The following is a 23,413-nucleotide window of genomic DNA, read 5'->3' as shown; positions in this document are numbered from 1 at the left end:
ACCCCGATCCCGGGGGAACCACATCGCGCTCCTCCGGGGTATTCTGCTCTGGCATGCACATTGATCCCCGCATCCGAGCTGCCAACCTCTCCTGCTGGTCGGCAAGCGTCGACCCGCAACCGGTCGGCGGAGGCATTACGAACTCGAACTTCCTGGTCGAAGACGGAGGACGGCGTCACTTCGTGCGAATCGGAACCGATATTCCCCGGCACGGAGTCATGCGCTTCCACGAACGGGCGGCCAGTCGCGCAGCCCACGCGGCGGGAATCTCACCGGAAGTCCTGCACTGCGAAGACGGCGCGATGGTATTGCAGTTCATCGAAGGCCGCGCACTACAGGCGGAAGACGTCCGCGAACCGGAGACGCTGGAGCGAATCGTTTCACTGCTCAAGTGCTGCCACAGCGAGATCCCCACGCACCTGCGCGGTCCCGCCATGGTCTTCTGGGTATTTCACGTGCTTCGCGACTACGCCCACACCCTGCGCGAGGCCGGAAGTCGAAATCTTGCCGCGCTGCCGCGTTTTCTCAAAATCGCGACGGAACTGGAGCGAGCCGTGGGCCAGATCTCCCTGGTTTTCGGTCACAACGATCTGCTCGCAGCCAACCTAATCGATGACGGGGAAAGGCTGTGGCTGATCGACTGGGACTACGCCGGGTTCAACAGTCCGCTGTTCGATCTAGGCGGGCTCGCCTCCAACAACGAATTCTCGGCGGCGAGTGAAGAAGCCTTACTGCAGCACTATTTCGGAAATGCACCCGACGACGCGCTACGCCACCGCTACGCGGCGATGAAGACCGCCTCACTCCTCCGCGAAACGATGTGGAGTATGGTCTCCGAACACTATTCGGACGTCGATTTCGATTTCGTCGCCTACACGGACATGAACCTCCAGCGCTTCGAAAAGGCCTGGAGCGGATTCCAGGAGATGTGAAGCCATGTCCGAGTTTCCCACCCAGGCCCGGGCCGTCGTCGTCGGCGGCGGCATCATGGGCTGCTCGACGGCTTATCACCTTGCGAAGCTCGGCTGGACGGACGTGGTCCTCCTGGAGCGCGCCCGTCTCACCAGCGGAAGCACATTCCACGCGGCCGGACTGGTCGGTCAGTTGCGCAGTTCGGCCAGCATCACCCGATTGCTGGGTGAGTCGGTCGCCCTTTATCAGCGACTCGAACGAGAAACCGGTCAGGCGACCGGTTGGAAGTGCAACGGCGGACTCCGCCTGGCCTGTAGTCGCGCGCGCATGTCCGAGTACGAACGCCAGGCGACCACCGCCCACAGCTTCGGCATGGAGATGCAACTCCTCAGCCCGAAAGAGGCCCGCGATCTCTGGCCGTTGATGGAGATCGACGACGTGGTGGGCGCTGCTTTTCTGCCGACGGACGGATCCGCCAGCCCGGTGGACCTGACCCAGGCTCTCGCCCGCGGTGCCCGCATGCGAGGCGCAACCTTGATCGAGGATTGCCCTGTGACGGGGCTCGAAATCGAAAACGAGCGCGTCAGCGCCGTGTCGACGCCGCGTGGGCGCATCGCCTGCGAAATCGTGGTGAACTGCTGCGGACAGTGGGCGCACGAATTCGGACAGCTCGCGGGCGTCCATGTTCCGCTGGTTTCGGTCCAGCACCAGTTCATGATCAGCGGCCCCATCGACGGCGTTCACTCCGCACTCCCCACGCTTCGCGATCCGGATCGGCTCACCTACTACAAAGAAGAAGTGGGCGGACTGGTCATGGGTGGGTATGAACCGAACCCCATCCCCTGGGCGCAAGACGGCATTCCCGAGGGCTTTCACTTCACGCTTCTCGAGCCGGACTTCGACCACTTCCAGCAACTCGCGGAACTCTCCTTTCCCCGGGTCCCCGCGCTCGAGAACGCAGAGATTCGCCAGATGCTCAACGGCCCGGAGAGCTTCACGCCCGACGGCAATTTCATTCTGGGCGAAGCGCCGGAGCGGCCCGGGTATTTCGTAGGTGCGGGATTCAACGCCTTCGGTATCGCCGCGGCCGGCGGAGCGGGCTGGGCACTCGCCGAATGGATCGCGAACGGCGAACCGCCGTACGATCTCTGGCCAGTCGATATCCGCCGCTTCGGCCCCCCGCATCGCGACCGGGACTGGGTCCGCGAACGAACGCTCGAACTCTACGGCAAGCACTACACGATCTCCTGGCCCGGAGAGGAACACCAGAGCGGCCGCCCCTATCGCCGTTCACCGCTCTACGAGCGACTCCAGACGGCGGGCGCCTGCTTCGGAGAGAAACTCGGCTGGGAACGTCCGAACTGGTTCGCCCCGCAAGGCGTCGCTGCCCAGGATGAGTACTCCTTTGAACGACCCAACTGGTTCGCACACGTCGGCGAGGAACACCGCGCCGTACGCGAGCGCGTCGGTCTGTTCGATCAGACGTCGTTTGCGAAGTACGAACTCGAAGGGAGCGACGCGGAGAAGGCACTTCATTGGCTATGCGCCAATGACATCGCGAAACCACCCGGAAGCCTCACGTACACACAGATGCTCAACCAGCGCGGAGGAATCGAGTGCGATCTGACCGTGGCCCGCCTGGAACAGGACCGTTTCTACCTGGTCACGGGCACCGGCTTTGCCACACACGACCGTTGCTGGATCGAGCGAAACCTGCCACCGAGCTTCGATGTGCGTCTCCGAGAAGTGACCGACGAACTGGCCGTGCTGGCCCTGATGGGTCCCCGGTCTCGGGACGTGCTGGCTGCAGTCTGCACTGAATCGGTCTCCGACGCTGCCCTGCCCTTCGCCACACACTGCGAGCTTTCTATCGCCGGTGCACCCGTGCGCGCGCTGCGCATCACCTATGTGGGCGAACTGGGCGTTGAACTCCATCTTCCCAGACAACACGCGGGCGCCGTCTACGATGCTTTGATGGGATCCGGAAAAGCTCACGGCATTGCCAACGCGGGATATCGGGCCATCGAGAGCCTCAGACTCGAAAAGGGCTACCGAGCCTGGGCGGCAGACATCACGCCTAACAACACGCCTCTGGAGGCGGGCCTCGCCTGGGCGGTCAAGCTGGACACCGGGATCGATTTTCTCGGACGCAAGGCCTTGGAGCAGCAGAAGCAAGAAGGCTTGAAGCGCCGGCTCGTCGGATTCAGTATCGACGATCCAGATGTGGTGCTGCTCGGACGCGAAACGATCTTCCGCGATGGCGAGCGTGTCGGATGGCTCACCAGCGGCGGCTGGGGATACACCGTCGGGAAAGGAATCGGCTACGGATACCTCGGCGATCCGAACGGCATCGATACGCGCGCATTGCGATCGGACCTTTACGAACTGGAAGTCGCCTCGAAGCGCGTTCCCGCACAGCTGCATCTACGCCCTCTATACGATCCGGGCATGAAACGAATTCGCAGCTGAAAAACGGGCGAACGGGGAACGAGCCCGCCGCCCCCCTTTACGAACCGAGAAGGCGGACGGCCCACAACAACTGGACGGCCCACTGCGCGAAGAACAGACCAAAGCGCACGGTCACCGCAGGAGGACTCGTGGACGCCAGATGAACCATCGACTGAGCGACCCGAGCCGCAAGCACCCAGAGCGCCAGTCCGTCGGTGATCTCGCTGCGCCCGGCCACCAGCGCGACGAGAATGATCGCCGCAAAGGCGGGAAGGTTCTCGTAACAATTCGCATGCGCCCTGCACAGACGTTGAGAAAACTCTGATACGTCCGATCCATCGGGCTGAAAACTATTGGCCAGACGGTTTCCACCGAGAGTCAGGGCGCTGCGAATGGCCGCGATCCCTCCGACCAGGATCAGCGTCCAGGCTGCGTATCCGAGCAAGGCGACACTTGAAGCACTCATCGATCCGTACTCCTCATCCGTTTCGCACGACCATCGCGTGGCTCGAGTGTCGCACAGCGCGGGCACGGAAGAGTCTTCGCCAGATCAGCGTTGGCGACCCAGCCAGTGATTGATCCATTGATAGGCAACCGGCCAGAGTCGACTCACGGCGCTGACCGCGTTTGCATCGAGGCCGACCAGGATTCGCGCCTTGCGCTTGTGGATTCCGGCCACGATCTCCCGCGCCGCCCGATCTGGACTCAATCGGCTGAAGCGTTCGAAGTCGCTGTTGAATTCCGCCGCTCCCGTCGTATCCAGACGGGTCTGGCCGACGCGTCCGGCCGCCACGATGCCGGTGCGAACGCCCCCTGGGTGCACGCAACTGACGGCGATTCCGCTGCCGAGCAGTTCCTGACGCAAGCTCTCACTGAAGCCGCGAATCGCGAACTTCGAAGCACTGTATGCACTCTGAAGCGGGGCGCCGATCAATCCGAAAACGCTGGACATATTGACGATATGGCCACGGCCCTGGCGCAGGCGGCTCGGCAACAGTGCCTTGGTGCAGTGCAGAGTCCCGCCGAAGTTGACGCGCATGATGCGGTCGTAATCGTCTAGCGAGGTCGACGCGACGGTGTCGTAGACGGTGATGCCCGCACTGTTGATCAGCAGATCGATTCCAGGGTGGCGGGCGATCGCCTGATCGAAAACACTCTGCACCTCTTGCGGATCACCGACGTCACAGGCACTCGCTTGCGCCGCGAAACCCTGCTGACACAACGAGACTGCAAGACGCTCGACTTCGGCAGCGTTGATATCCAGCAATTCCAGGTGATATCCGTGGGTCGCCAGTACCTGTGCCAACGCGCGACCGATACCGGACGCGGCACCCGTAAGGATGGCGACTCTCGGTGCATCCGTACTCATGTCGATGACGATCGCGTTCGGACGGAACGACCGCCACCTACACGGCGTACTGGAGGACGGCGACGGAGTGGCAGGCGCTCCCGGCCAGCACGAAGAGGTGCCAGATGAAGTGCCCGTAACGCAGACGGGTCGCGGCGTAAAATCCCACACCACTGGTGTATGCGAGTCCACCGGCAACGAGCCAGAAGAGCGCACTGCGCGGCATCGCCTCGACGAGCGGCCCCGCCGCAAGAAGTACCAACCAACCCATCGCCAGATAGAGACCGGCGGAAAGCACCGGGTGGGCGCGAATGCCGCTCGCCTTCCAGGCCACCCCCACGATTGCCAGGGTCCAGACAGCCCCCAGGAGCATCCAGCCCACATCCCCCCGGAGCGCTCCAAGAGTGAAGGGAGTGTAGCTACCGGCGATGAACACATAGATCGCGGAATGGTCGGCGACGCGAAGAATCCGCTTTGCGCGCCCGGCGGGCATGGCGTGATAGAGAGTCGACGCCAGGTAGAGCAGAATCATCGTGCTCGCAAACACGACCGAGCCGATCACTTCTGCCGTCTCACCCCGCGCGAGTGCGGGCGCGATCAGAATCGGAAGAGCCAGGATGGACGCAACGAGTCCGACGCCGTGACTGATGCTGTTTGCGATCTCTTCGCCGAGCGTGGGAGTTGAGCTTTTCATGCGCGGGGACCTCGCAAGGAACGTGCCGATCGAGAGTCCCCGGTACCCGATCCAGGTGGCTCCATTCGCCTGGCTGTGAAGCCCCGCCCCTTCAGGTGCAGTAGACCCGTTGCAGCCCGGACAGCCTCCCGCGCAGCCGTCTTGGATATCGCGCCCAACGGCATTCGGGAGTTGATAACCCGGCGGGACTGAGCGGAGCTCAGGCGGTACCGCCCCGCCGCTCAGACATTCGCTGAAAATGCAGCATCGCGTTGGGCTCTAGGGCCGCGCCTTTCTTCCTCCCGAGGGCGACCGCGGGCGATTCCGCCACGGGCAGTTCGAGTTCGAAACGCTGGCTTGCCGGGATATCGCAGACATCGTCGTCGCAGGCCTGCCAACGGACCTCGCCGGAAACGAGATAGCTTCCGACCAGACCGTGATTCGGTCAAGCGCCGACATAGCGGGCGATCACGTCCACGCAGCGCCGGAGCCTCGCTGGTGGAGCAGGGTTCCTCCAACCGAGCACTTCGAGGGCGAAGTCGATGGCAAACGCTGGCACCCAGCCGGCGTCGGCTGCGTCGGGATCGGCGACCCGCGTATACCCGCGGCGCAGCAGGTCCGAGCGGTCGCGCAGGGCATCGCCAGCGGCCACCTCCCAATGGGCGAGGTCGAACGCCGGCGACGCTGGGCCGGCGAATTCCCAGTCGATAACGCCAACGATCGGCGCCCCGTCGTCGATCAGAAAGTGCTTGGGCAACCAGTCGCCGTGAGCGAGCGAGAGTCTGGGCGCTGGACGGGTCATCACCTCGTCACGGAGGAGCTCAGCACCGCGCTCGACGACCGCGGCCGCCGCCGGACCAAGCGCCTGTTCGGCGACACCCACCACGCGGGCGACGAAGCGCTCCCCGGGCGGCTCGAGCTCGTGCCGAATGCCCCGGTCGGGGACGACGCTATGCAACCGTGCCAGGAGCTCGCCGCTGTCCATGACCAACCGCTCGAGATCCGACGCCGACAGCTCACCAGCGAGCTGGTCGAGCGAGCGGCCCGGCACGAATCGCAGGATCGAGAACGACAGTAGCTCCCCGTCGTGATCCACCTGCTCGACGCCGAGCACCTCCGGCGTGGGCACGCCGACACCACGCGCCTGCGCCATGACGTGCTCCTCGTCGGTGAACCACGCCACTGGCTGACGCGCGATCCGGACGACGACCGGCATGTCTTTGGGAACCTCGACGCGGTACGCCTCGTTCATGCCGCCACCGGTGAGGCGAACGAGCCGCTCGACCTCGCTGCCGCAGACGGACCGCACCACCGAGTGGATGACCGGACTGGGCGTCGTCTTTGTGGTCGAATCTGCTGGATGCTGCTCTTGGGCGCTGACCATGTCCTGAAGCCGTCCAACCGATCGGCGTCTACCGGCTGGTAACAGCGCTGACCGGCTCGCCGAGGCTCCGAAGATTGATGCCAGATTCTACCAAAGGTCGAAATGCCTGACTGTTGCCGAGTCCGACTGCAAGCTCGTGTTGGGCGGCGGCCCCGCCGCGGGTCTCCGTTGGGGATAGACAGAACGCCTGTACCCCTACGCGGGTCAGCGTCGAAATCGGAAAGCACACGGGCAACCGACCCGACCAGGTGATCCGAGAATTCGCGTGGAACTGAGTGGTGGTGCCCTGAGCTTCGCCGACCCGGGCCTACGAGGTTGGAAGCGTCACAGGACCTTGAAAGCTCCGAATGGATCCCTGCCACCAGAAGAAGGCTCGCGTCGGAGTGGGGAGGGAGACGACCCAGGGATCCTTCAAAACGATTTCATTCAACTCGCCGCCTTCGGGAAGAACCCGACCAGCATCATCGCTTGCGTCTCCGACCACCTCGACGAAATCGCCTTCGGGTGTCGTCAGGATCGCGAGCCTGCGGCCCGCGGCGAAGCCGAGGACGTGGGCCTTGTTGACGAGGGCTGTCATCGGGCCAGCTGTCAGAGAGGGGGGTTTCATCTCGAGTGGCGAGGCCACGTTGATGAAGTGATGACCGCCGATCTCCCTCTCCCGCACCGGTTCTTCGGCGCGGTCGGGTGAATGTCGAAAGCCGGCACGGTCCATCGAAGCCTGTCCGATTCCGCTCTTGGTGTAGGATGCGTCCACTTCGAGCGCTTCGAAATCGCTCTGCTCGACTGGGGAGCGGGTCATCCAGACCATGCGGTTGGCAGACTCCGAGATCTCCATGTACTTCCCTCGGAGGCCGGAGACGAGAACGCCCCCCTCGCCAAGCGCTTCTTGCATCAGCTCTTTGAGGGACTTCAGACTCGTGTTCATCGTGGCCATCTCCGCTTGATCGTCGTTGGCATAATAGATGTCACTAGAATCGGGTGCAAGCGAACCGGCTTTCGCACCCCGGTCTGATTCCTGGCGATACGCGCGGCGCCTAACGAATCGGCGATAAGTGGCGTTGAATAGCACCGCCGACGTCGCCGAGCCTGAAAAGGTTGATGCCAGACAGTACCGCGGTATTCGGAACCGAGCGATTCAACGTCCGGTTTCATCCCCTGGTTGGTCGGCACGCTCGCGCGCCGAGCGGACCCGGGTCAGCGACTGGTGAGAGTCTCGACTAACGTGGCAAAGCCCAAAGCCACGCCTCGGGTCGCCTCGAGATGCACCGCGGGCAATCGGTCGTTGACGCAATGGTGGAACGGTCCAGCTCCGAATACACCCAGGACGGGTCGGTATCCAGCGTCGAAGTAGGCGGCAAGCTCGCCACGGCCGAGGCCAAAGGCGAGCGGTACCGGACCGACGAGGCTTTGTCCGCGAAACGCAGCCCAGGTGCGAAACAAAACCGATGAATTGCTCATGAGGAAGCGACGAGAGCTGGCTCGGTCTGGCTCTTCGCCATCGCGCGAGCCGATGTTCGCTCCGATATGGAGCCAGAGCTGCGTCCGCTCGGGGGGCGGAGCCTCGGATTCGAGGAAGGCATGGGCGCCCGCGTCACCGAGTTCGTGTCCGGAGTTCGCTGTGAAGACGAAGCGCCGACTACCATGCTCGGCACTGGCCCATCGCGCGACTGAAAGAAAGGCCGCAATCCCGGAGCCGCGCTCAGCGGTGGCGTGAAACCAGCCACTCAGCGGCGTAGACACCACGATGGCGGAGGCACTGGCCGGACCGATCTCTGCAATCATGTTGATGCTGTCGACCATTGTGTGTCGGCCCATGAGTCGCACGCGAGCGGTCTCGGCCTGTTCTCCGAGGAGGGCGAGCCGCTCCGCGTCCCCTCCCGCCACGAGCAGAACGGGCACATCCCAGGGCTCGAGGCCGAGGGGCGCGTTCAGCGTCTTGATATAGCCGCAGGCGCCGGCCACCTCCAGGATGACGGCCTTCGCGCCCGATGCAGCTACCCCTCGGATCCTCGCTTGCAGCTGTGCTTGAGCGAGCGAGTTGTTGGTGAGCCGATTCGGAATTCGGAGTATCGGGATCTGCTCTCCCAACGTGCCCACGCGCTCATGCGCGTCGGGGTGTGGTACGGGGAACTGAGGAAAGGCTTGGGTTCGCTCGCCTCGGACTTCCACGAAGGCTTCATCTACGAGATAGGTCGGTATGCTCCTGCGTTGGATCCGCACGCGGTACCCGAGACCTGCGAACTCCGACTCGAGCCACTTAGCCGCTGAAAGATTTCCGTCGGTGCCGGTTCGGTGCGGGCCAAGCCGGTCGTACGTCGCGACGTCGCGCTCGAGCGACTCGACCGAGAACGCAGCCGCCGCCGGTCTCTGGAGAATCCGTTCCCGGGCACGCCCAGATCGGTGGGCGACCATCATCATTGTGGAGCCCGTGGCGATCAAGGCAGTCGTAGCCGCGGCCCACAGAATCCACCTGCGGTTCCACCGGCGCAGGGGGCGATTCACAGACCGCCTCCACTACCGAGCTCCGATCGAGGCTTCTCCTCGAGGTGCTCCCCTGCCACATAACGGTCGCCCTTCAGCGACGTTGATGGGCGCCGCCGAGTGCGCTGAGCCCAAGAAGGTTAGTACCAGACGGTACAGCAGAAATTGCAAGAGAGCCCTTCAACGTCCGACTGCATGCCGTTGTTGGGCGAGGCGAATTCATATAGTAAGTGCAACACGGCACCCAGGTGAGTTGAGTTGGGAAATGCCACGATTCCTCAAACGACCAAGAATGGGGACTCGCTGATGGCATATCACCAACTCAGCTCGGATGAACGATACACGATTGCGGCACTCCGTTGGCTCGGGTGGAACTACTCCGAAGTCGCTCGCTACGTGGGCCGACACCGGAGCACGATTTCGCGGGAAGTTCGCCGGAACTCGGCTCGCCTGGATGGCGCCTACCGAGCACAGAAGGCCATCGAACGAACGAATGGCCGCCGATCTCGATCACGACAGAATGGCCACTTCGCTGAGAGGGAGTTTGCTCTCGTTGAGCGAAAGCTGAAAGAACAGTGGAGCCCGGAGCAAATCTCAGGGCGACTCAAGCTAAGCGGGGAGCTCTCCATCAGCCACGAGACGATCTACATCCACATCTGGCGAGACAAGGAGAATGGAGGACAGCTGTATCGATGCCTCCGTCAAGCGACGAAGCGCAGACGCAAGCGCCACAACAGCTACGACAGTCGAGGGAGGCTTGCCGGGAAGCGCCACATCTCCGAACGACCCGCTTCGGTCGAGACGAGAAGAACCATCAGTCATTGGGAGATTGATACGGTGGTCGGTGGCAAGGACAAGGACTGCGTCGCCACCCTGGTCGAGAGGAAGACCGGCTACGCCATGATCGGAAAGCTCTCCGACCGGAGCATGTACGGGATGAGTCGTCGTCTACGGATGCTTATCCGCCGCGCTCCACACCGCTTCCGAACGCTGACCTCGGACAACGGGACTGAGTTCCACGACTACGCCTCGGTGGAGGAGGCCTCGGCGGTGAAGGTCTACTTCGCCACTCCGTACCATTCATGGGAGCGAGGGAGCAACGAGAACTTCAACGGCCTGCTCCGCCAATACCTCCCCAAGAGAAGCAGCCAAGCGCACATCGCGCAGCGGGACTGCGACCGAATAGCAAAAAGGCTGAATACCCGACCTCGCAAGAGGCTCGGCTATCGCACACCGGAGGAATGCTTCTTTGGAACCTAGAAAACCGTGCACTTCGAACTTGAAGTCAGACGGCCGTTCGCGACGGGGTCGATCGAAATGCTTCATACCCCTTGACCGATGGCCAATCTCCAGGGCAGGCGTCTCACGCCCGAAGGAAGGGAAGCATCTCCGTTATGGAATATGACCCATGCAGTCGATCTCGCGTTTCCTCGACGGCATCAACGAAATCGCTGTTGAATGCCCTTCCCGCTGGCGACCACCATTGCCCTCCTCCCGGCATGTCGATACAACCAGCGAGAGCATTCATCCAGCTCTCATACGTATCCAGCAATACGCGCTAGCTGTCGGCCCGTGCGACCGTATTCGATTGCCTGAGCTGCCTCGCCAAGTACAGAATCGAGATGATCACGGCTACAGCACCGATGATTTCGCCGAGGTTGCCAAGAGATTCGAGATCCATGAATCCTGTCACCGCCCAACTACTATTCGACAACCGCACCCCATGCGCGACTGAGTCGGATAACGTCCGACTGTCGAGTGCATATTCTCCCAGAGAACAGCAGCTTACAACCCTATTCGTCTTATTCGGCGCCCTATTCCGACAGTCCGAGTCGCATGAGTATTTGCCTTGGCGGGCCTGTCTTTCATCCCGCTCGGCGCCGACGCTCTGCAATCACTTCCCGGGGCCGCGCCGATGTGAGATGGCTTGGAGTCTCGGAAAATCTGAAATTCGGTCGAAGCCCGACCGACCGCGGAGACGGCGCAATCCAGGAGGCTTTCCCCCTACCCCTAATAACCCCTTACAACCGGAAAAGCGCTCAGATCCGGTAGATTGCGCGAAGGGCTTTCTCGAGAATTGTCGAGGGAAGCCAACGGCGTGCCGCGACACCGTACCTCTGCACGAATGGACCGATCGGGTAGCGATTGCGCGGAGACGGATTGGCGATGACCTTCGCCAGCAATTCCGCGAGCTGGCGCGGATCCGCGCCGTTTTGTTCGTCTCGTTCCATCACGGCCACGGCTCGCGTGCAGCTTTCGCGATAGGCCGAGCCCTCTTCGCTCGCGGCTGAAAAGACGCGACTGTCCGTGAATCCGGTCTTGAAGTCTCCAGGCTCGAGTAGCGTGACGCGGATGCCGAACGAACGAAGCTCCATGCGCAGCGCATCGGACATGGACTCGAGGGCGTACTTCGAAGCCGAGTAAAAGCCCTGGAAGGGGATCGTAACGAGTCCCCCCAAAGAGCTGATGTTCACGATATGACCCGATCTCTGCTCCCGTAGACTGGGCAGGACGGCGCGACAGACGCGCAACACCCCGAAGAAGTTGGTCTCGAACAGCGCCTTGGCTTCTTCGACCGAGGTGTCCTCGATGGCACCGGCCAGGCCTACACCGGCGTTGTTCACGAGGACGTCGATCCGACCTTCCCGCTTCAGAACGAAGTCCACCGCCTGTCGTACGGATTCGTCGTCACAGACATCCATCGGAAGCATGAGCGGACCGGGGGGTGCATCGGCTGAATCAGGAAACGCGGCGCGCCGGCTGGTTCCGTAGACGCGGTGACCGAGCGCGGCCAGATGCTCGGCGCCGGCCTTGCCGAAACCGGCGGAAGCCCCGGTAATCAGAATGACCCTGGACGTCATTCCCACCTCGAGTTGAATACGATCAAGGGGCGGTGCCGCATTCCCTCAGAGTTTCTCGACTCGCGCGGGTATGGCCTTGTGAAAGGGGATACCGCTAAGTGGCTCGCGATGACTTGCGCGAATCAACTCCTGGACGTTCACGCCCACTGGCTCCATCTTCCCCGTTTCAGGGTCGCGACTCAGCAGACCGTAGCCGTGGGGCATGCTGAGATTCCCCCGGTAGATGTCCTCGCTCAGCATGGCCGGCACCGTCACCTCTGCGTACTCGGTCACCAGTCGCACGCGTTCGCCATCTTCAACGGCGAGTTCCTGCGCATCAGAAGAATTCATGCGCAGATAACTGGTGTGAAGTGCCTTTCGCCAGCTGGGATCGCGGTGGATGGTGTTCGCGTTGGAGTCGGTGCGTTCCCCTGTTTGCAAGATGAAGGGGAACTCGCTGTTCTTGCGAAAGTCGGTGTCGTCGGGGATCTCCAGGTCGCGAAACAGCGCCAACACCTCGGGAGTATCGAGCACCGCCTTCTTGTCCGGATGGCTGACCTGACTCCAGTTGTCTTCCGGATCCGCACGGCATAGAAGGAGTCCCTGCGGGTTCTCGAGCAGCTTCTTGAACAGCGCTTCGGCCGGATCGTCTTCGGCCGTGAGGGTCCCCGCCTCAATCAGTTTATCGCGGTTCTGGGCAGCGAAGACCGTACACACCAGCTTGACGAATGAGAGTACGGGCGAGACTTCACCCGTTTCGACTGCCGCCGCCATCATCTTGTAGAGAGGATGCAACGAGAGGTCGAGCCCCATGGCCTTGGCAATCTCGTAGAAGATCAAGCACTCCTGCTTCGCCTCGGGCGGCCCCTGAATCACCGGGGCGCGCAGATGCGCATGGATCTCGGGGAAACCCTTCGGGAACACCGATGCCTCCCACTTCTCGTAGCCTACCGGTACCGGCAACACGTAGTGTGCGAGCATCGCGGCTTCGGTCATCGCGGGTTCGATCACGACCAGCAACTCCAGGGCCTCGAAGGCTCGAGTCATGGCCTGCGTGTCGGCGTAGGAGCGCAGCGGGTTGCAACCCTCCACGAAAAGCGCGCGGATGGACTGATCGCCCGCTTCGAGAATCTCCTCGGGCAGAGCATTGGGCGGAAACAGTCCGCGGATCGCCGGGATTCCCGCCACCTGCGTTCGCGGCACCTCTCCATCTGCAAACAGATTGGCGCCGCTAAACAGTGTCAAGGGAAAGTGCGAGCCCCTGGCCGTGCACATATTGCCTGTGATGATGTGAAGCAGAGGCTGAAGAAAGCAGTTCTCCAAGCTGTAGCGATTGTGATAGATGCCGAGGTCGAACTTGATGCTGGCGCTCTCCGCCGTGGCAAAGCGCCGAGCCAGATCGACGATGTCGTCTTCCTCGAGATCACAGAGTTCGGCCGCCCTGGCAGGCGTGACCAGATCAGCGATGAAACGCGCGTTCTCCCACCCGTGAGAGTGTTCAGCCGTGAAGGCCTCGTCGACGAGATCTTCGCGAACGATCACGTTCAGCATCGCGAGCAACAAAAAGAGATCCGTGCCCGGACGGATCTGCAGGTGCTTGTCGGCCATCTTCGCCGTCTCGGTGCGACGCGGGTCGACGACTACCATTGAGCGGTCGGGATCCTTGGCGATCTCTTTCAGAACCACGCGCGCCCGCTGGATGCCGTGACTCAACCACGGATTCGAACCGATGACGATATAGAATTCCGACTCTTCGGGATTGGCATCGAAGTCGCTTCCCTCGCTGCCAAAGACATGACCGTTGACCCAGTACTTCTGTGTGAACTCCTGCGCAAGCGCATTGAAGTGCGAGGTCGAACCGATCATCTGGAGCAGGCCCAGCGCATAGACGAAGTCCATGTGATTGGCCTGCCCGCCACCTCCTACGAGACCGACCGTCCGGCCACCGGACCGGGCGATGATCTGATTCAGCTTCTCGGCGATCTCCGAGATGGCCTGATCCCAGGAGATCGGCACATGGGTCCCATCCGGCTGGCGCTTCAACGGCTCGCGCACCCGCTGATCGTGGTGCGCGTACTTCGCCACCGTGAGTCCCTTGCTGCAGGTATAGCCGCGGCTGAAGGGATTTGACTTGTCGCCCCTCACCTTGGTGATCCGATTGTCCTCGACGCGGACCAGAAGGCCGCAATTGAGCGAGCAAAGAACACATGCGGTCGATCGCCAGTCGCCTTCAGTTGCGGGACTCATGGGGGCCTCCTCCTCGGGATGGTTCGGCCACTATATATGGATTCTCCAGCCTGGGTTAGTATGCGCGCATGTCCATTGATTCAAACATCGTCGGCCGCAGCGGTGAGCCGGTCGAGCACACCCCGGACGCGCGCTGGACCATGGCGTACGCGGCGGGGCTCGGAGATCTGGCACCCGCCTATCTGGATACGAGGGCGCGCACGGATGTGCTGGCGCACCCTCTTTTTCCCGTCTGTTACGAGTGGCCGATCTTCCTGGATCCCCGCTGCTTGCCTACGGGACTTCTGGCCGAGGAGCGCCTGCGCGGCGTCCATGCCAGTCACGACCTGAGTCTTCACCAACCGATCCGCGCGGGCATGACGCTGACGACGCGAGCCACGATCGCCAAGGTGGAAGCGCGGCGCTCCGGTGCCTACCAGCTGACCCGGCTCGAAACCGTCGCCGCAGACGGCCAGCCGGTTTCGACGACCTGGTACGGAATGCTCCTGCGAGGCATCGAGGTCGTGGGCGGGGACCGCGCGCTCGATGACGCCGAGCCACTACCGAAACCCATGCCCGCAGACGAAGCGACAAAGGAATATCCGATTTCAGTCGCAGCAAACGCAGCTCTCGTCTACACGGAATGTGCGCGCATCTGGAATCCGATCCACACGGATGCAGCCGTCGCCCAGGCGGCGGGTCTTCCCGAGCCGATTCTGCACGGCACAGCCACTCTTGCGCTGGCGGTATCCCGCCTCGTATCCGAGTGCTTCGGGGGTGACGCGGAACGGGTCGTGCGAATTGCGGGCCGCTTCGGCGCAATGGTGCGAATGCCTTCGATGCTCAACCTGCGTATCGGACCTGTGCGCGGAGATAGCGTGCGCTTCGAAGTTCTGGAACCGGAGGGAGGCCGTGCGATCCGCGACGGTCTACTGACGGTTCGGAAACACTCGTCCGATGTATAGCCGCGCAGAGCAGCCGGTCCGCCGGGAACACGACCTGGCAGTCCGGCTCTGACGCCCGAAAGGATCCCCCCGTGTCGGACTCGACAGCGAAACTGATTGAACGTCGCGAGCGCGTCCTCGGCGTGGGTGCTCCGCTGTTCTACGAGGAGCCTCTGCACATCGTGCGGGGCGAAGGTGTCTTCCTATTCGACTCCGATGGGAAACGCTATGTCGACATGTACAACAACGTGCCGTGCGTCGGCCACGCCAACCCTCAGGTGGTCGAGGCGATGCAACGCCAGGCTGCGACGCTCAATGTGCACAGCCGCTATCTGCACGAAGGCGTGCTCGACTACGCGGAAAGACTGGTCGCACTCCACGCGTCTTCGCTGGAACGCGTCGTGTTCACATGTTCGGGCACCGAGGCCAATGAGGTCGCGATCGCAATGGCGCGACTCGCGACCGGAGGCCGGGGAATCATCTGTAGTGATCGCGCCTACCACGGCAACTCGGCTCTGGTCGGCAAGCTCACCTGGGCGGGCGGCCGCAGTGACCCGGAAATCCGCTCGGTCCGTTTCCCTCAAACCTATCGACCGCTGAAAGAAGGTCTGTCGGATGCGGAATTGGGCGATCTCTATCTGGCCGAGGTCGAGACCGCAATTGAGAGCTTCGCCGAACAAGACGTTCCACTGGCCGGCATGCTGGTCTGCTCGCTACTCGCCAACGAGGGTTTGCCGAAGATTCCCGAAGGCTATATGGCCCGGGCCGCACAGCTGGTCCGCAACGCCGGTGGTCTGTTCATATCCGATGAGGTGCAGGCTGGATTCTGCCGAAGCGGGCGTTGGTGGGGTTACGAGGTCAGCGATTTCGTTCCGGACATCGCCAGTATGGGAAAACCCATGGGCAACGGACTCCCGCTTGCGGGCGTCGTGGCACGTGCAGATCTGGTCGACACGTTTCGCAAGCGTTCGGGTTACTTCAACACCTTCGCATCCAGTCCGTTACAGGCGGCGGTCGGTGCGGCCGTGCTCGACGTGATCGAGACCGAGAAGCTTCGGGAACAGGTCGCCGAAGTCGGCGCCTATCTGCGGGATGGCCTCAACGGAATCGAGTGTGAGGCCATGGGGGATGTCCGAGGACACGGCCTGTTCATCGGACTCGACTGGGTGAGTGACCGCAATACGAAGGCACCCGACCCCGAAGGCTCCAAGCGCGTGGTCAACCGCTTGAAGGAAAAGGGCTTCCTGACCAGCAATGCGGGCGCCCTGTTCAACGTCGTAAAACTCCGCCCTCCCCTGGTCTTTCAGCGCGAACACGCCGATCTGTTCTTGACGGCGTTCGAAGAAACCGTTCGGGAACTCTACTAGGAGTGGAGTACCCCGACGAACTGATCCACGTCGTGGCGGAACACGCACTCCAGGAGTGGGAGCTGCCCGCGGCCGAGATCGAGCTGGTCTCGCGAAGTGAAAACGTCGTGTTTCGTGTGGACGCGAAGGACGGCCAAGTCTACGCGCTACGCGTGCATCGCCCCGGCTATCACTCTCTGGCAGAACTCGAATCGGAACCGATGTGGACCACGGCCTTGAACGAAGCTGGCATCGGAGCACCCGTGGCAGAGAGAACCCGCAGCGGTAGCCACTACGCCGAGGTCGGAGTTCCCGGAACGCAGGAGGTCCGACACGTGGGTCTCGTCCCGTGGTTCGAAGGCGTCCCCCTCGGAGAGAAGATCGAACAGGCTGCGGACCAGGCGAGTCGCACCCCACACTTCGAAAAACTCGGCCTCCTGATGGCCGCGATGCACGATCAGGCGGTCCACTGGCAACCTCCCGCCGGTTTTCAGCGTCACTCACTCGACGCGGACGGGTTCATGGGCGAAGCCCCTTTCTGGGGCCGATTCTGGGATGTCCCCGAACTGACGGCGGAGCAACGGGGAACTCTAGTCGAGGCGCGCGACGAGATTTTCGAGCGGCTATCGCGATACGGCAAGGATCGGGGCACCTACAGCCTGATTCACGCCGACCTGCGCTCGACCAATGTGCTGGTCCTGGAAGATCAGGTCCACGTGATCGATTTCGACGATGCGGGCTTTGGCTGGCATCAGTACGACATGGCTGCGGTGCTTTCGGACTACGCGAATGGCCCGGACTTCGAGCCGATCCGCGATGCGTTGATCTCCGGTTATCGTTCGCGGCGTTCGATTTCGGACGAGGATCTGGCGCTCTTGCCGCTCTTCCTGCTGATCCGCACGCTGGCTTCTCTGGGGTGGCTTCACGACCGGCCCGAGGTCGACCTCTACCAGTTCATGTCCGCGATGATCGAACTCTCCTGCAGTCGCGCCCGGGAGTTCCTCGAGAACTCCTAGGATCGCTTTCTTGTGGGCGCCCAACACCCCTGGCCGGGTACGGGCGTTACAATAGGTGGGTAGGAGGACAGCTTGGGCATTCTTGGAGGCAGCGCGAGCCAGAGGATCCTATTCGTCGCACTGCTTTCTATCTTCGCCCTCGCGATGGTGTTCTCTGGCTTCGACAAGATACAGCGCATCGGCCATCCGGATGCCGGTTGGGTTGCGGATTATTCGGGCACGTTTTCTCCATCCCGCCTCGACAGCAGTGAAATGGGACTGCGCGGGGGTGGGCGGGTACTGGCGATCAACGGGGTCCAGATCGACCCCAAGGACTTCCAGCGTCAATCCCGCGATCTCGCAGTGCTGGAGCCGGGTGCGAGCAACACGATCCGCTTCTCGCGCTGGGGTCAGGTACGCGAGCTCAGCATTCCCGTGGCCAATTGGACCTGGACGGACGCCGCGTTCACGCACGGCTTGATCGACTTGTTGGCGTTGCTCTTCATGGCCACGGCGTTGACCAGCTTCTTCCTGCGACCCTATGAAACGACGAGTTGGGGAGTCCTGGGGCTGGCCAGCATATCGGGAAGCCTGATCGCGGTTTCCCCCCTACCCAATGATGACTCTGGCTTTCAGGCAACCTTTGAGAGTTTCCTCAACGGGCTGCTCCCGGTCGTCATTCTCCATGCCAGTCTGGTCTTCCCTGTCATTCACCCGCTGATCCTGCGCCGCTCGTCTCTCGTCTCTCTATACGGCCTTGGCGCCGTCCACGTGGCAGCTCAGATCGTTGCCGGAATGCTGGGGTGGTGGGGACCGTTCCGCCATATCGGAACCTTCGGGGGCATCCTCATGCTCACCGGTGTGTTCGTGTTCGTCGTTCGTTCCGGAGCGCTCGGGTTTCGCACCCGCGATCCGCTTGTCGCGCAACGCGCCCGCATCCTTCTGGTCGCGGTCCTGCTCGGAGGGGGTCCTCCCACTGCAGCTTTCGCACTTCGAGAAGCCACGGACTGGTTCGCGATCGATATGCGGATCGCCTACTGGGCGACGGCTTTCTTCTTCCTGCCGCTCGGTTACGTTTCGGTACGACAGAACCTGGTAAATGCGAAAGCAGCGGCGCGTCAGGCCGTTGCGTACGCCGGTGTCGCCGCCGTTCTGACCGGGATCGGCCTGGTGCTCATCGCTGTGCAGGCTTACGCCTTGTCACTGCTGCTTTTCCCTCTCCTGTACTGGTGGCCCGGATTCCAACAGCGACTGGCCGCGAAGATCTACCCGAAACGAAGCGACTTCCCCCAGGTACTCCAGAAACTCGGGGCGGAGATGGCGCTGTCCACCAGCGTCGACGACTTGTTGGTCACAGCTTCCGGTGCCCCCACCCTCTTGTGCGATGCCCACTCGAGCGTTGCGTTCCTGCTTCCTGGCGCCGCGGGACTCGAAGAGCGAGTGCGTGCATCCGGTGAGATTTGCATCGAGACAGAACCACCGCTCTCGGGCGAGACCCTCATCAAGTTGATGGAAACCACCCGAAGGGAAATCCACCGCGATCAGATTGCCGTAGAGCCGCAGTTCGCAAACATCGAAGCTGACTGTTACGCCTGTTTCGACCGACTGGACGCCGACCTCTTGCTGCCGATGCTGCGAGAAGGTCGTGTGATCGGCGGCTTGGCAGTTGGCTCGAGCCAGACGGGCGATCCCTACGAGCGTCCGGAGATCCAGAGCCTCGGGACTCTGGCGCATCAGGTCGTACAGGCGTTGTCTCGAGTCGAAGCGATCCAGCAACTCAAAGCCCGCGAAGGCGAGTTCCAGGAACTGGAGCGCTTCTTTCCCCAGCAGATCATCGACCAGATCATGGCAAAGGGTGGAGCAGCCGAGTACCGCACGTCGCGCAAGCTGGTAACTGTCTTTTTCGCCGACCTGCGCGGCTTCACCTCGTTCTCGGAGCGAGTCGAACCCGAAGAGGTCATGGCCACTCTCGCCGAGTACCACAACTCCCTTGGAACGCGTATCGCGGAGTACAAAGGCACGCTCGAGCGCTTCACCGGAGACGGGTTCATGGTCTTCTTCAACGATCCCGTTGACCAGCCCGACCACGTGGAGCGTGCCGCGCGCATGGCACTTGCGATGCGCAAGAATGTGGAAGCCCTTTATGAAAACTGGCGACAGAAGGGTTACGACATCCACGTCGGTTTCGGCATTCACACGGGTTATGCGACGGTTGGCTTCGTCGGCTACGAAGGCCGCCTGGACTACGCCGTGATCGGAAACGTGACCAACCTGGCCGCCCGGCTCTCCGATGCGGCAAAGGGTGGAGAGATCCTGATCAGCGCCGGTGTGCGCTCGGAACTCGAAAACAATTTTGAAACCGAGTCGGCAGGCGCCCTCGAACTCAAGGGAATCAGCCGGCCCCAACCGGTCTATCGGCTGCTTGGCACCGAACAACTGGATAGGCAGGAACCATGAAATACGCACTTCCATTCGCTCTACTGCTTCTCGCACTCGGTTGCGGTCCAGTGGGCCCATTTCCGGGCGGAAGCCTGTCGGGTGAGGTAGCGACAAGCCCGCCGAAGGACTGGTCCTTCTCGGATGAGGAGATGACGGTTCAGCTCGAAACGCGTCCCTCTGAGCCCTACTCGGTCAACCTGTGGGGCGTCGCGGTGGACGACAGTTTCTTCCTGGCTTCCGGTCGCGGAAACAAGGCAGCCTGGGTCGAGCACATCGAGGCAGATCCAAACGTGCGGCTGCGTGTAGGCGACACGATCTACGAACTCCTGGCGGTCCGTGTCGGAAAGGAGACGAACCGCGAGGGCTTCCTCGAAGCGTTGACCCGCAAGTACGACTGGAAGCCTTCCGCTCAGGAGCGCGATGAAGCCGTACTGTTCCGGCTCGACCCCCGCTGAAGACCCCACCCGGTTGGCGGGCTTGCCCGAAAACATCGGATCGAGTTCAGGCCAACACCCGATAGTCCAGGCTTGGGATCATCGAGTTTCAAAGACTCTGGCTGAGACATCCGCGGCCGGGATCGACACACGGCACTCGTTGCTCCTCGACGCAGAATCTCTCGCCCAATGAACTCGAGTCGCCGTGTGCCGTCACCTGGAGCACGATCAACGGTTCTCCGACAGCCGGATTCACCCGGAACTGTGCGGCATCACGCGTGACACCGAAGCCCGGTGCGTCGATTCAGCAAGACGAACCTTCTGTTCCTGTATGACTGCGCGCGCACGTTTGCAGGTTCGAAAGTCGCCCGCGTGTTTCGCTGACACTGCGCGTTGCGCGGCGGGTCTTTCCGTTCGGCGCCAGGGCCAGGCGCGGCGAATTTCGTTCGAACTACCCTTATGCCGCCTGAGGCGACCGGTTTTCCAAGAGTGAGCATCCGGCAGGAAGTCCCCTATCCCCGCGCTTGGGCTCGCAGAAACCTGATCACCTTCTCAAGAATCACACGCCGACGACGATAGAAAAGAAACACCTGCCGGTGCTTTGCTTGAGGATGAATGCGTGGAAACCAAGACTCTTCTCATCGTAGACGACAGTAAGTCGGCCCGGGCGTGGGTCGAGGCCATCGCCTCTGACTTCCTGCCTGACTGGTCCCTCCTGACAGCAGAGGATGGTGCCAAGGGACTGGCCGCGGCGGAGGGGGCTGGACATATCGACGCCGCCGTCCTCGACTACAACATGCCCGTGATGGATGGATTTGAACTGGCTTCACGGCTGCAAGAACTGTTTCCGTCGATCCCGATCGCAATCCTGACGGCAAACATCCAGAAGTCAGTCCGAGCGAAGGCGCAAGAGGCTGGGATCCAGTTCATCAGCAAACCCATCAAGCCCGAAAAACTGCAGCCATTCTTCGACGATTTGAAGTGAGTTGAGCCGTGTATCACTTCACAGAGGATCAGATCGATACTCTGGCTGAGATAGCCAACATCGGAGCTGGACTCGCAGCGGATTCGCTCAGCGAGATGTGCGATGAGGAAGTCCTCCTCTCGATCCCTCAGGTCGAGTTCCTGACCCCAGAAAGCTTGGCGGAACGGCTCGGCAATGAAGTCTCGAAGCGCATCGGCTCGGTGAGTCAATCCTTTGGTGGACCTTTCAGCGGCGAAGCGCTGCTCCTGTTTCCCGAAGTGCAGAGCCTGGAACTGGCCCGTCTGCTCGTGGATGAGAAGATCGCCCTCGAAGACATCACCGAGATGGAGCAGGAAACACTCTGTGAGTTGGGGAACATCATCCTCAACGCGACAATCAGTTCGCTCGCAGACTGCCTCGACCTCGAAATCGAAACCGGTCTGCCATCGTTCGCATCGCGTGGCCACCAGGAACTGGTGCCATCCGACTCCCAGGACCTCGTCATGTTTCTGCGCATGCACTTCCGACTGGAACAGCGAAACGTCATGGGCTTCGTTGCGTTCGTCATGGGGATAAATTCAGTTCAGGCCCTCATGAGCAACGTCGATACCTATCTGGCCGGGATGAATCACCGCACTGGTTGATGGTGAACATCGTGCTCGATGCGACTTTATCAGCCGCGGCGCTAGACGCAACAGATCTGGGCATCATCATCTTGAATCCTTCACAGCAGATCACGCTGTGGAATCGATGGATAGAACACGCCTCGGGGATAGAGGCCGAGTTCGCGCTCGGTACGAAACTGTGCGATGTCTTTCCATGCTTGGAATCCAGCAGAGTCCAGCGAGGCATCAAGGCAGCGCTGGACCGCGGACTCTCGACAATGATATCGCGCAACCTCGGAAAATCTCCGTTTCCCCTGCCCACAGTCAGCGACAAACCAGACGATTTCGATCGCATCCAACACACCGTTGCGATCAAACCGCTACGCGACACTGAAGGCGGGCGCCACTGCCTCGTCGAGATCAATGACGTTACCGCTTCATGCCGACGCGAACGGGCTCTCCGAAAAGAGACCATCGAAAACAAGCACCTGGCCGCCCGAAACCATGAAGTCGCTCAGACTCTGGAAGCGATGAACGAGCGCCTCGCTCGATCCAACAACGAACTGAGCAACTTCGCCCACGCGGCCGCCCACGACCTCCGAGCTCCATTGCGACACATTCGTTCGTTCGGGCAGTTCCTGATGGAACGCTACTCGGAAGGACTCGACAGCGACGCAAAGGACTACCTCAGTCGGATTCTGCAGGCGACCATGCGAATGGATGTCTTGATCAAGACACTCTTGAACTACGCGAAAGCGGGCCGGAATCCGCTGAACTGCGAAGAAGCCCACTTGAGTGACGTGCTCGGCGAAGTGGTCAGAGACTGCCAGGAATTGATCGACGAGACTGGAGCCGTTGTAGAAATCGGCCCTCTGCCAACCCTGGAAGCCGACCAGACACTGATGTACCAGGTATTTCTGAATCTGCTGAGCAATGCGTTGAAGTATCAGCGCAAGGACACGATACCGGAAATTCACTTCTATAGCGTCGAGAGAAACGGGATCTGGAACATCTACTGCAAGGACAACGGTATCGGGTTCAAAGAAGAAGACGCCGAGCGCATGTTTGAGCCTTTTCAGCGATTGGTTTCGACGTCCGAGTTCGAAGGAACTGGAATTGGCCTGGCAACGGTGAAGAAGATCATGGAGCGGCACGGAGGCGGGATTTCGGCGGTAGGAGATCCGGGAGCCGGAGCCTGCTTCTGCCTAAGGTTGCCCGCTAGTTGTGGTCCGGAGAATGTACCTGGCACGGGGTGTGCGTAGTGACCGGGAATGCGCGAACTCCCGACCTGTCCAAAGCCGCCCTTCTGCCCCAACCCAGAGTGTGATTTCCACCGAACTTCGCAGGGTTGGAAGTTCATCAAGAAAGGCTTCT

The 23,413-nt window shown here is 61.6% G+C and carries 20 protein-coding genes; 12 read left to right on the top strand and 8 right to left on the bottom strand.

Annotated elements, in window-relative coordinates; translation table 11 throughout:
* Positions 1-53 precede the first annotated feature (53 nt).
* A complete protein-coding gene (locus tag GY725_15460; protein ID MCP4005586.1) occupies positions 54-932 on the top strand; it encodes a phosphotransferase family protein in 879 nt (292 codons plus the stop codon).
* Positions 933-936: 4 nt separating this feature from the next.
* Positions 937-3,381 (top strand): FAD-dependent oxidoreductase, encoded by a 2,445-nt coding sequence (locus tag GY725_15455; GenBank protein MCP4005585.1) that lies wholly within the window; start codon positions 937-939, stop codon positions 3,379-3,381.
* Positions 3,382-3,418: 37 nt separating this feature from the next.
* Here the strand turns inward: GY725_15455 and GY725_15450 are convergent, their stop codons facing one another.
* From GY725_15450 to GY725_15425, 6 genes are all read right to left on the bottom strand, one after another.
* Positions 3,419-3,826: an MAPEG family protein gene (locus tag GY725_15450; GenBank protein MCP4005584.1), complete on the bottom strand. Its 408-nt coding sequence runs from the start codon at positions 3,824-3,826 to the stop codon at positions 3,419-3,421.
* An 84-nt stretch (positions 3,827-3,910) separates the two neighbouring features.
* Positions 3,911-4,729, bottom strand: a complete 819-nt coding sequence (locus GY725_15445) for an SDR family NAD(P)-dependent oxidoreductase (protein ID MCP4005583.1) — start codon at positions 4,727-4,729, stop codon at positions 3,911-3,913.
* A 37-nt stretch (positions 4,730-4,766) separates the two neighbouring features.
* Positions 4,767-5,402 (bottom strand): hemolysin III family protein, encoded by a 636-nt coding sequence (locus GY725_15440; GenBank protein MCP4005582.1) that lies wholly within the window; start codon positions 5,400-5,402, stop codon positions 4,767-4,769.
* A 424-nt stretch (positions 5,403-5,826) separates the two neighbouring features.
* On the bottom strand, positions 5,827-6,765 hold the full coding sequence (locus GY725_15435) for a phosphotransferase (protein ID MCP4005581.1): 939 nt from the start codon (positions 6,763-6,765) through the stop codon (positions 5,827-5,829).
* 307 nt (positions 6,766-7,072) lie between these two features.
* The gene (locus GY725_15430; protein ID MCP4005580.1) at positions 7,073-7,690 is read right to left on the bottom strand and encodes a hypothetical protein; all 618 of its coding nucleotides are present in this window, start codon (positions 7,688-7,690) and stop codon (positions 7,073-7,075) included.
* A gap of 269 nt (positions 7,691-7,959) precedes the next feature.
* The gene (locus tag GY725_15425) at positions 7,960-9,267 is read right to left on the bottom strand and encodes a hypothetical protein (protein ID MCP4005579.1); all 1,308 of its coding nucleotides are present in this window, start codon (positions 9,265-9,267) and stop codon (positions 7,960-7,962) included.
* 285 nt (positions 9,268-9,552) lie between these two features.
* On the opposite strand from GY725_15425, the gene GY725_15420 reads away from it, so the two are divergent.
* Together GY725_15420 and GY725_15415 are read left to right on the top strand one after the other, a co-directional pair.
* Positions 9,553-10,506 carry an IS30 family transposase gene (locus GY725_15420; protein ID MCP4005578.1) on the top strand — a complete coding sequence of 318 codons (954 nt, stop codon included), beginning with the start codon at positions 9,553-9,555 and terminating at the stop codon, positions 10,504-10,506.
* Positions 10,507-10,654: 148 nt separating this feature from the next.
* A complete protein-coding gene (locus tag GY725_15415; GenBank protein MCP4005577.1) occupies positions 10,655-10,981 on the top strand; it encodes a hypothetical protein in 327 nt (108 codons plus the stop codon).
* 304 nt (positions 10,982-11,285) lie between these two features.
* On the opposite strand, the gene GY725_15410 is transcribed toward GY725_15415, so the two are convergent.
* Positions 11,286-12,107 (bottom strand): SDR family oxidoreductase, encoded by an 822-nt coding sequence (locus GY725_15410; GenBank protein ID MCP4005576.1) that lies wholly within the window; start codon positions 12,105-12,107, stop codon positions 11,286-11,288.
* 45 nt (positions 12,108-12,152) lie between these two features.
* Positions 12,153-14,333 (bottom strand): molybdopterin-dependent oxidoreductase, encoded by a 2,181-nt coding sequence (locus GY725_15405; protein MCP4005575.1) that lies wholly within the window; start codon positions 14,331-14,333, stop codon positions 12,153-12,155.
* A 68-nt stretch (positions 14,334-14,401) separates the two neighbouring features.
* Here GY725_15405 and GY725_15400 point away from each other — a divergent pair, with 68 nt between their 5' ends.
* From GY725_15400 to GY725_15365, 8 genes are all read left to right on the top strand, one after another.
* Positions 14,402-15,277, top strand: coding sequence for a hypothetical protein (locus GY725_15400; protein ID MCP4005574.1), 876 nt, complete (start codon positions 14,402-14,404; stop codon positions 15,275-15,277).
* Between the two features lie 71 nt (positions 15,278-15,348).
* Positions 15,349-16,623 (top strand): aspartate aminotransferase family protein, encoded by a 1,275-nt coding sequence (locus tag GY725_15395; protein ID MCP4005573.1) that lies wholly within the window; start codon positions 15,349-15,351, stop codon positions 16,621-16,623.
* A gap of 2 nt (positions 16,624-16,625) precedes the next feature.
* Entirely contained in the window at positions 16,626-17,618 is a 993-nt protein-coding gene (locus tag GY725_15390) for a phosphotransferase (protein ID MCP4005572.1), read from the top strand.
* A 72-nt stretch (positions 17,619-17,690) separates the two neighbouring features.
* Positions 17,691-20,054, top strand: coding sequence for a hypothetical protein (locus GY725_15385; protein ID MCP4005571.1), 2,364 nt, complete (start codon positions 17,691-17,693; stop codon positions 20,052-20,054).
* Complete coding sequence (locus GY725_15380; protein ID MCP4005570.1) at positions 20,051-20,491, top strand: nitroreductase family deazaflavin-dependent oxidoreductase; 441 nt, start codon at positions 20,051-20,053, stop codon at positions 20,489-20,491. Before GY725_15385 ends, GY725_15380 begins: the two co-directional genes overlap by 4 nt.
* Positions 20,492-21,089: 598 nt before the next feature.
* On the top strand, positions 21,090-21,455 hold the full coding sequence (locus tag GY725_15375) for a response regulator (GenBank protein MCP4005569.1): 366 nt from the start codon (positions 21,090-21,092) through the stop codon (positions 21,453-21,455).
* Between the two features lie 8 nt (positions 21,456-21,463).
* Complete coding sequence (locus GY725_15370; GenBank protein MCP4005568.1) at positions 21,464-22,078, top strand: chemotaxis protein CheC; 615 nt, start codon at positions 21,464-21,466, stop codon at positions 22,076-22,078.
* Positions 22,075-23,301 (top strand): hypothetical protein, encoded by a 1,227-nt coding sequence (locus tag GY725_15365; GenBank protein MCP4005567.1) that lies wholly within the window; start codon positions 22,075-22,077, stop codon positions 23,299-23,301. The genes GY725_15370 and GY725_15365 overlap by 4 nt, the downstream gene beginning before the upstream one ends.
* Positions 23,302-23,413 lie beyond the last annotated feature (112 nt).

Source organism: bacterium (assembly GCA_024226335.1).
In the GTDB taxonomy this organism is placed as follows: Bacteria; Myxococcota_A; UBA9160; order SZUA-336; family SZUA-336; genus JAAELY01.
This window is presented reverse-complemented; position numbering and strand designations above follow the sequence as displayed.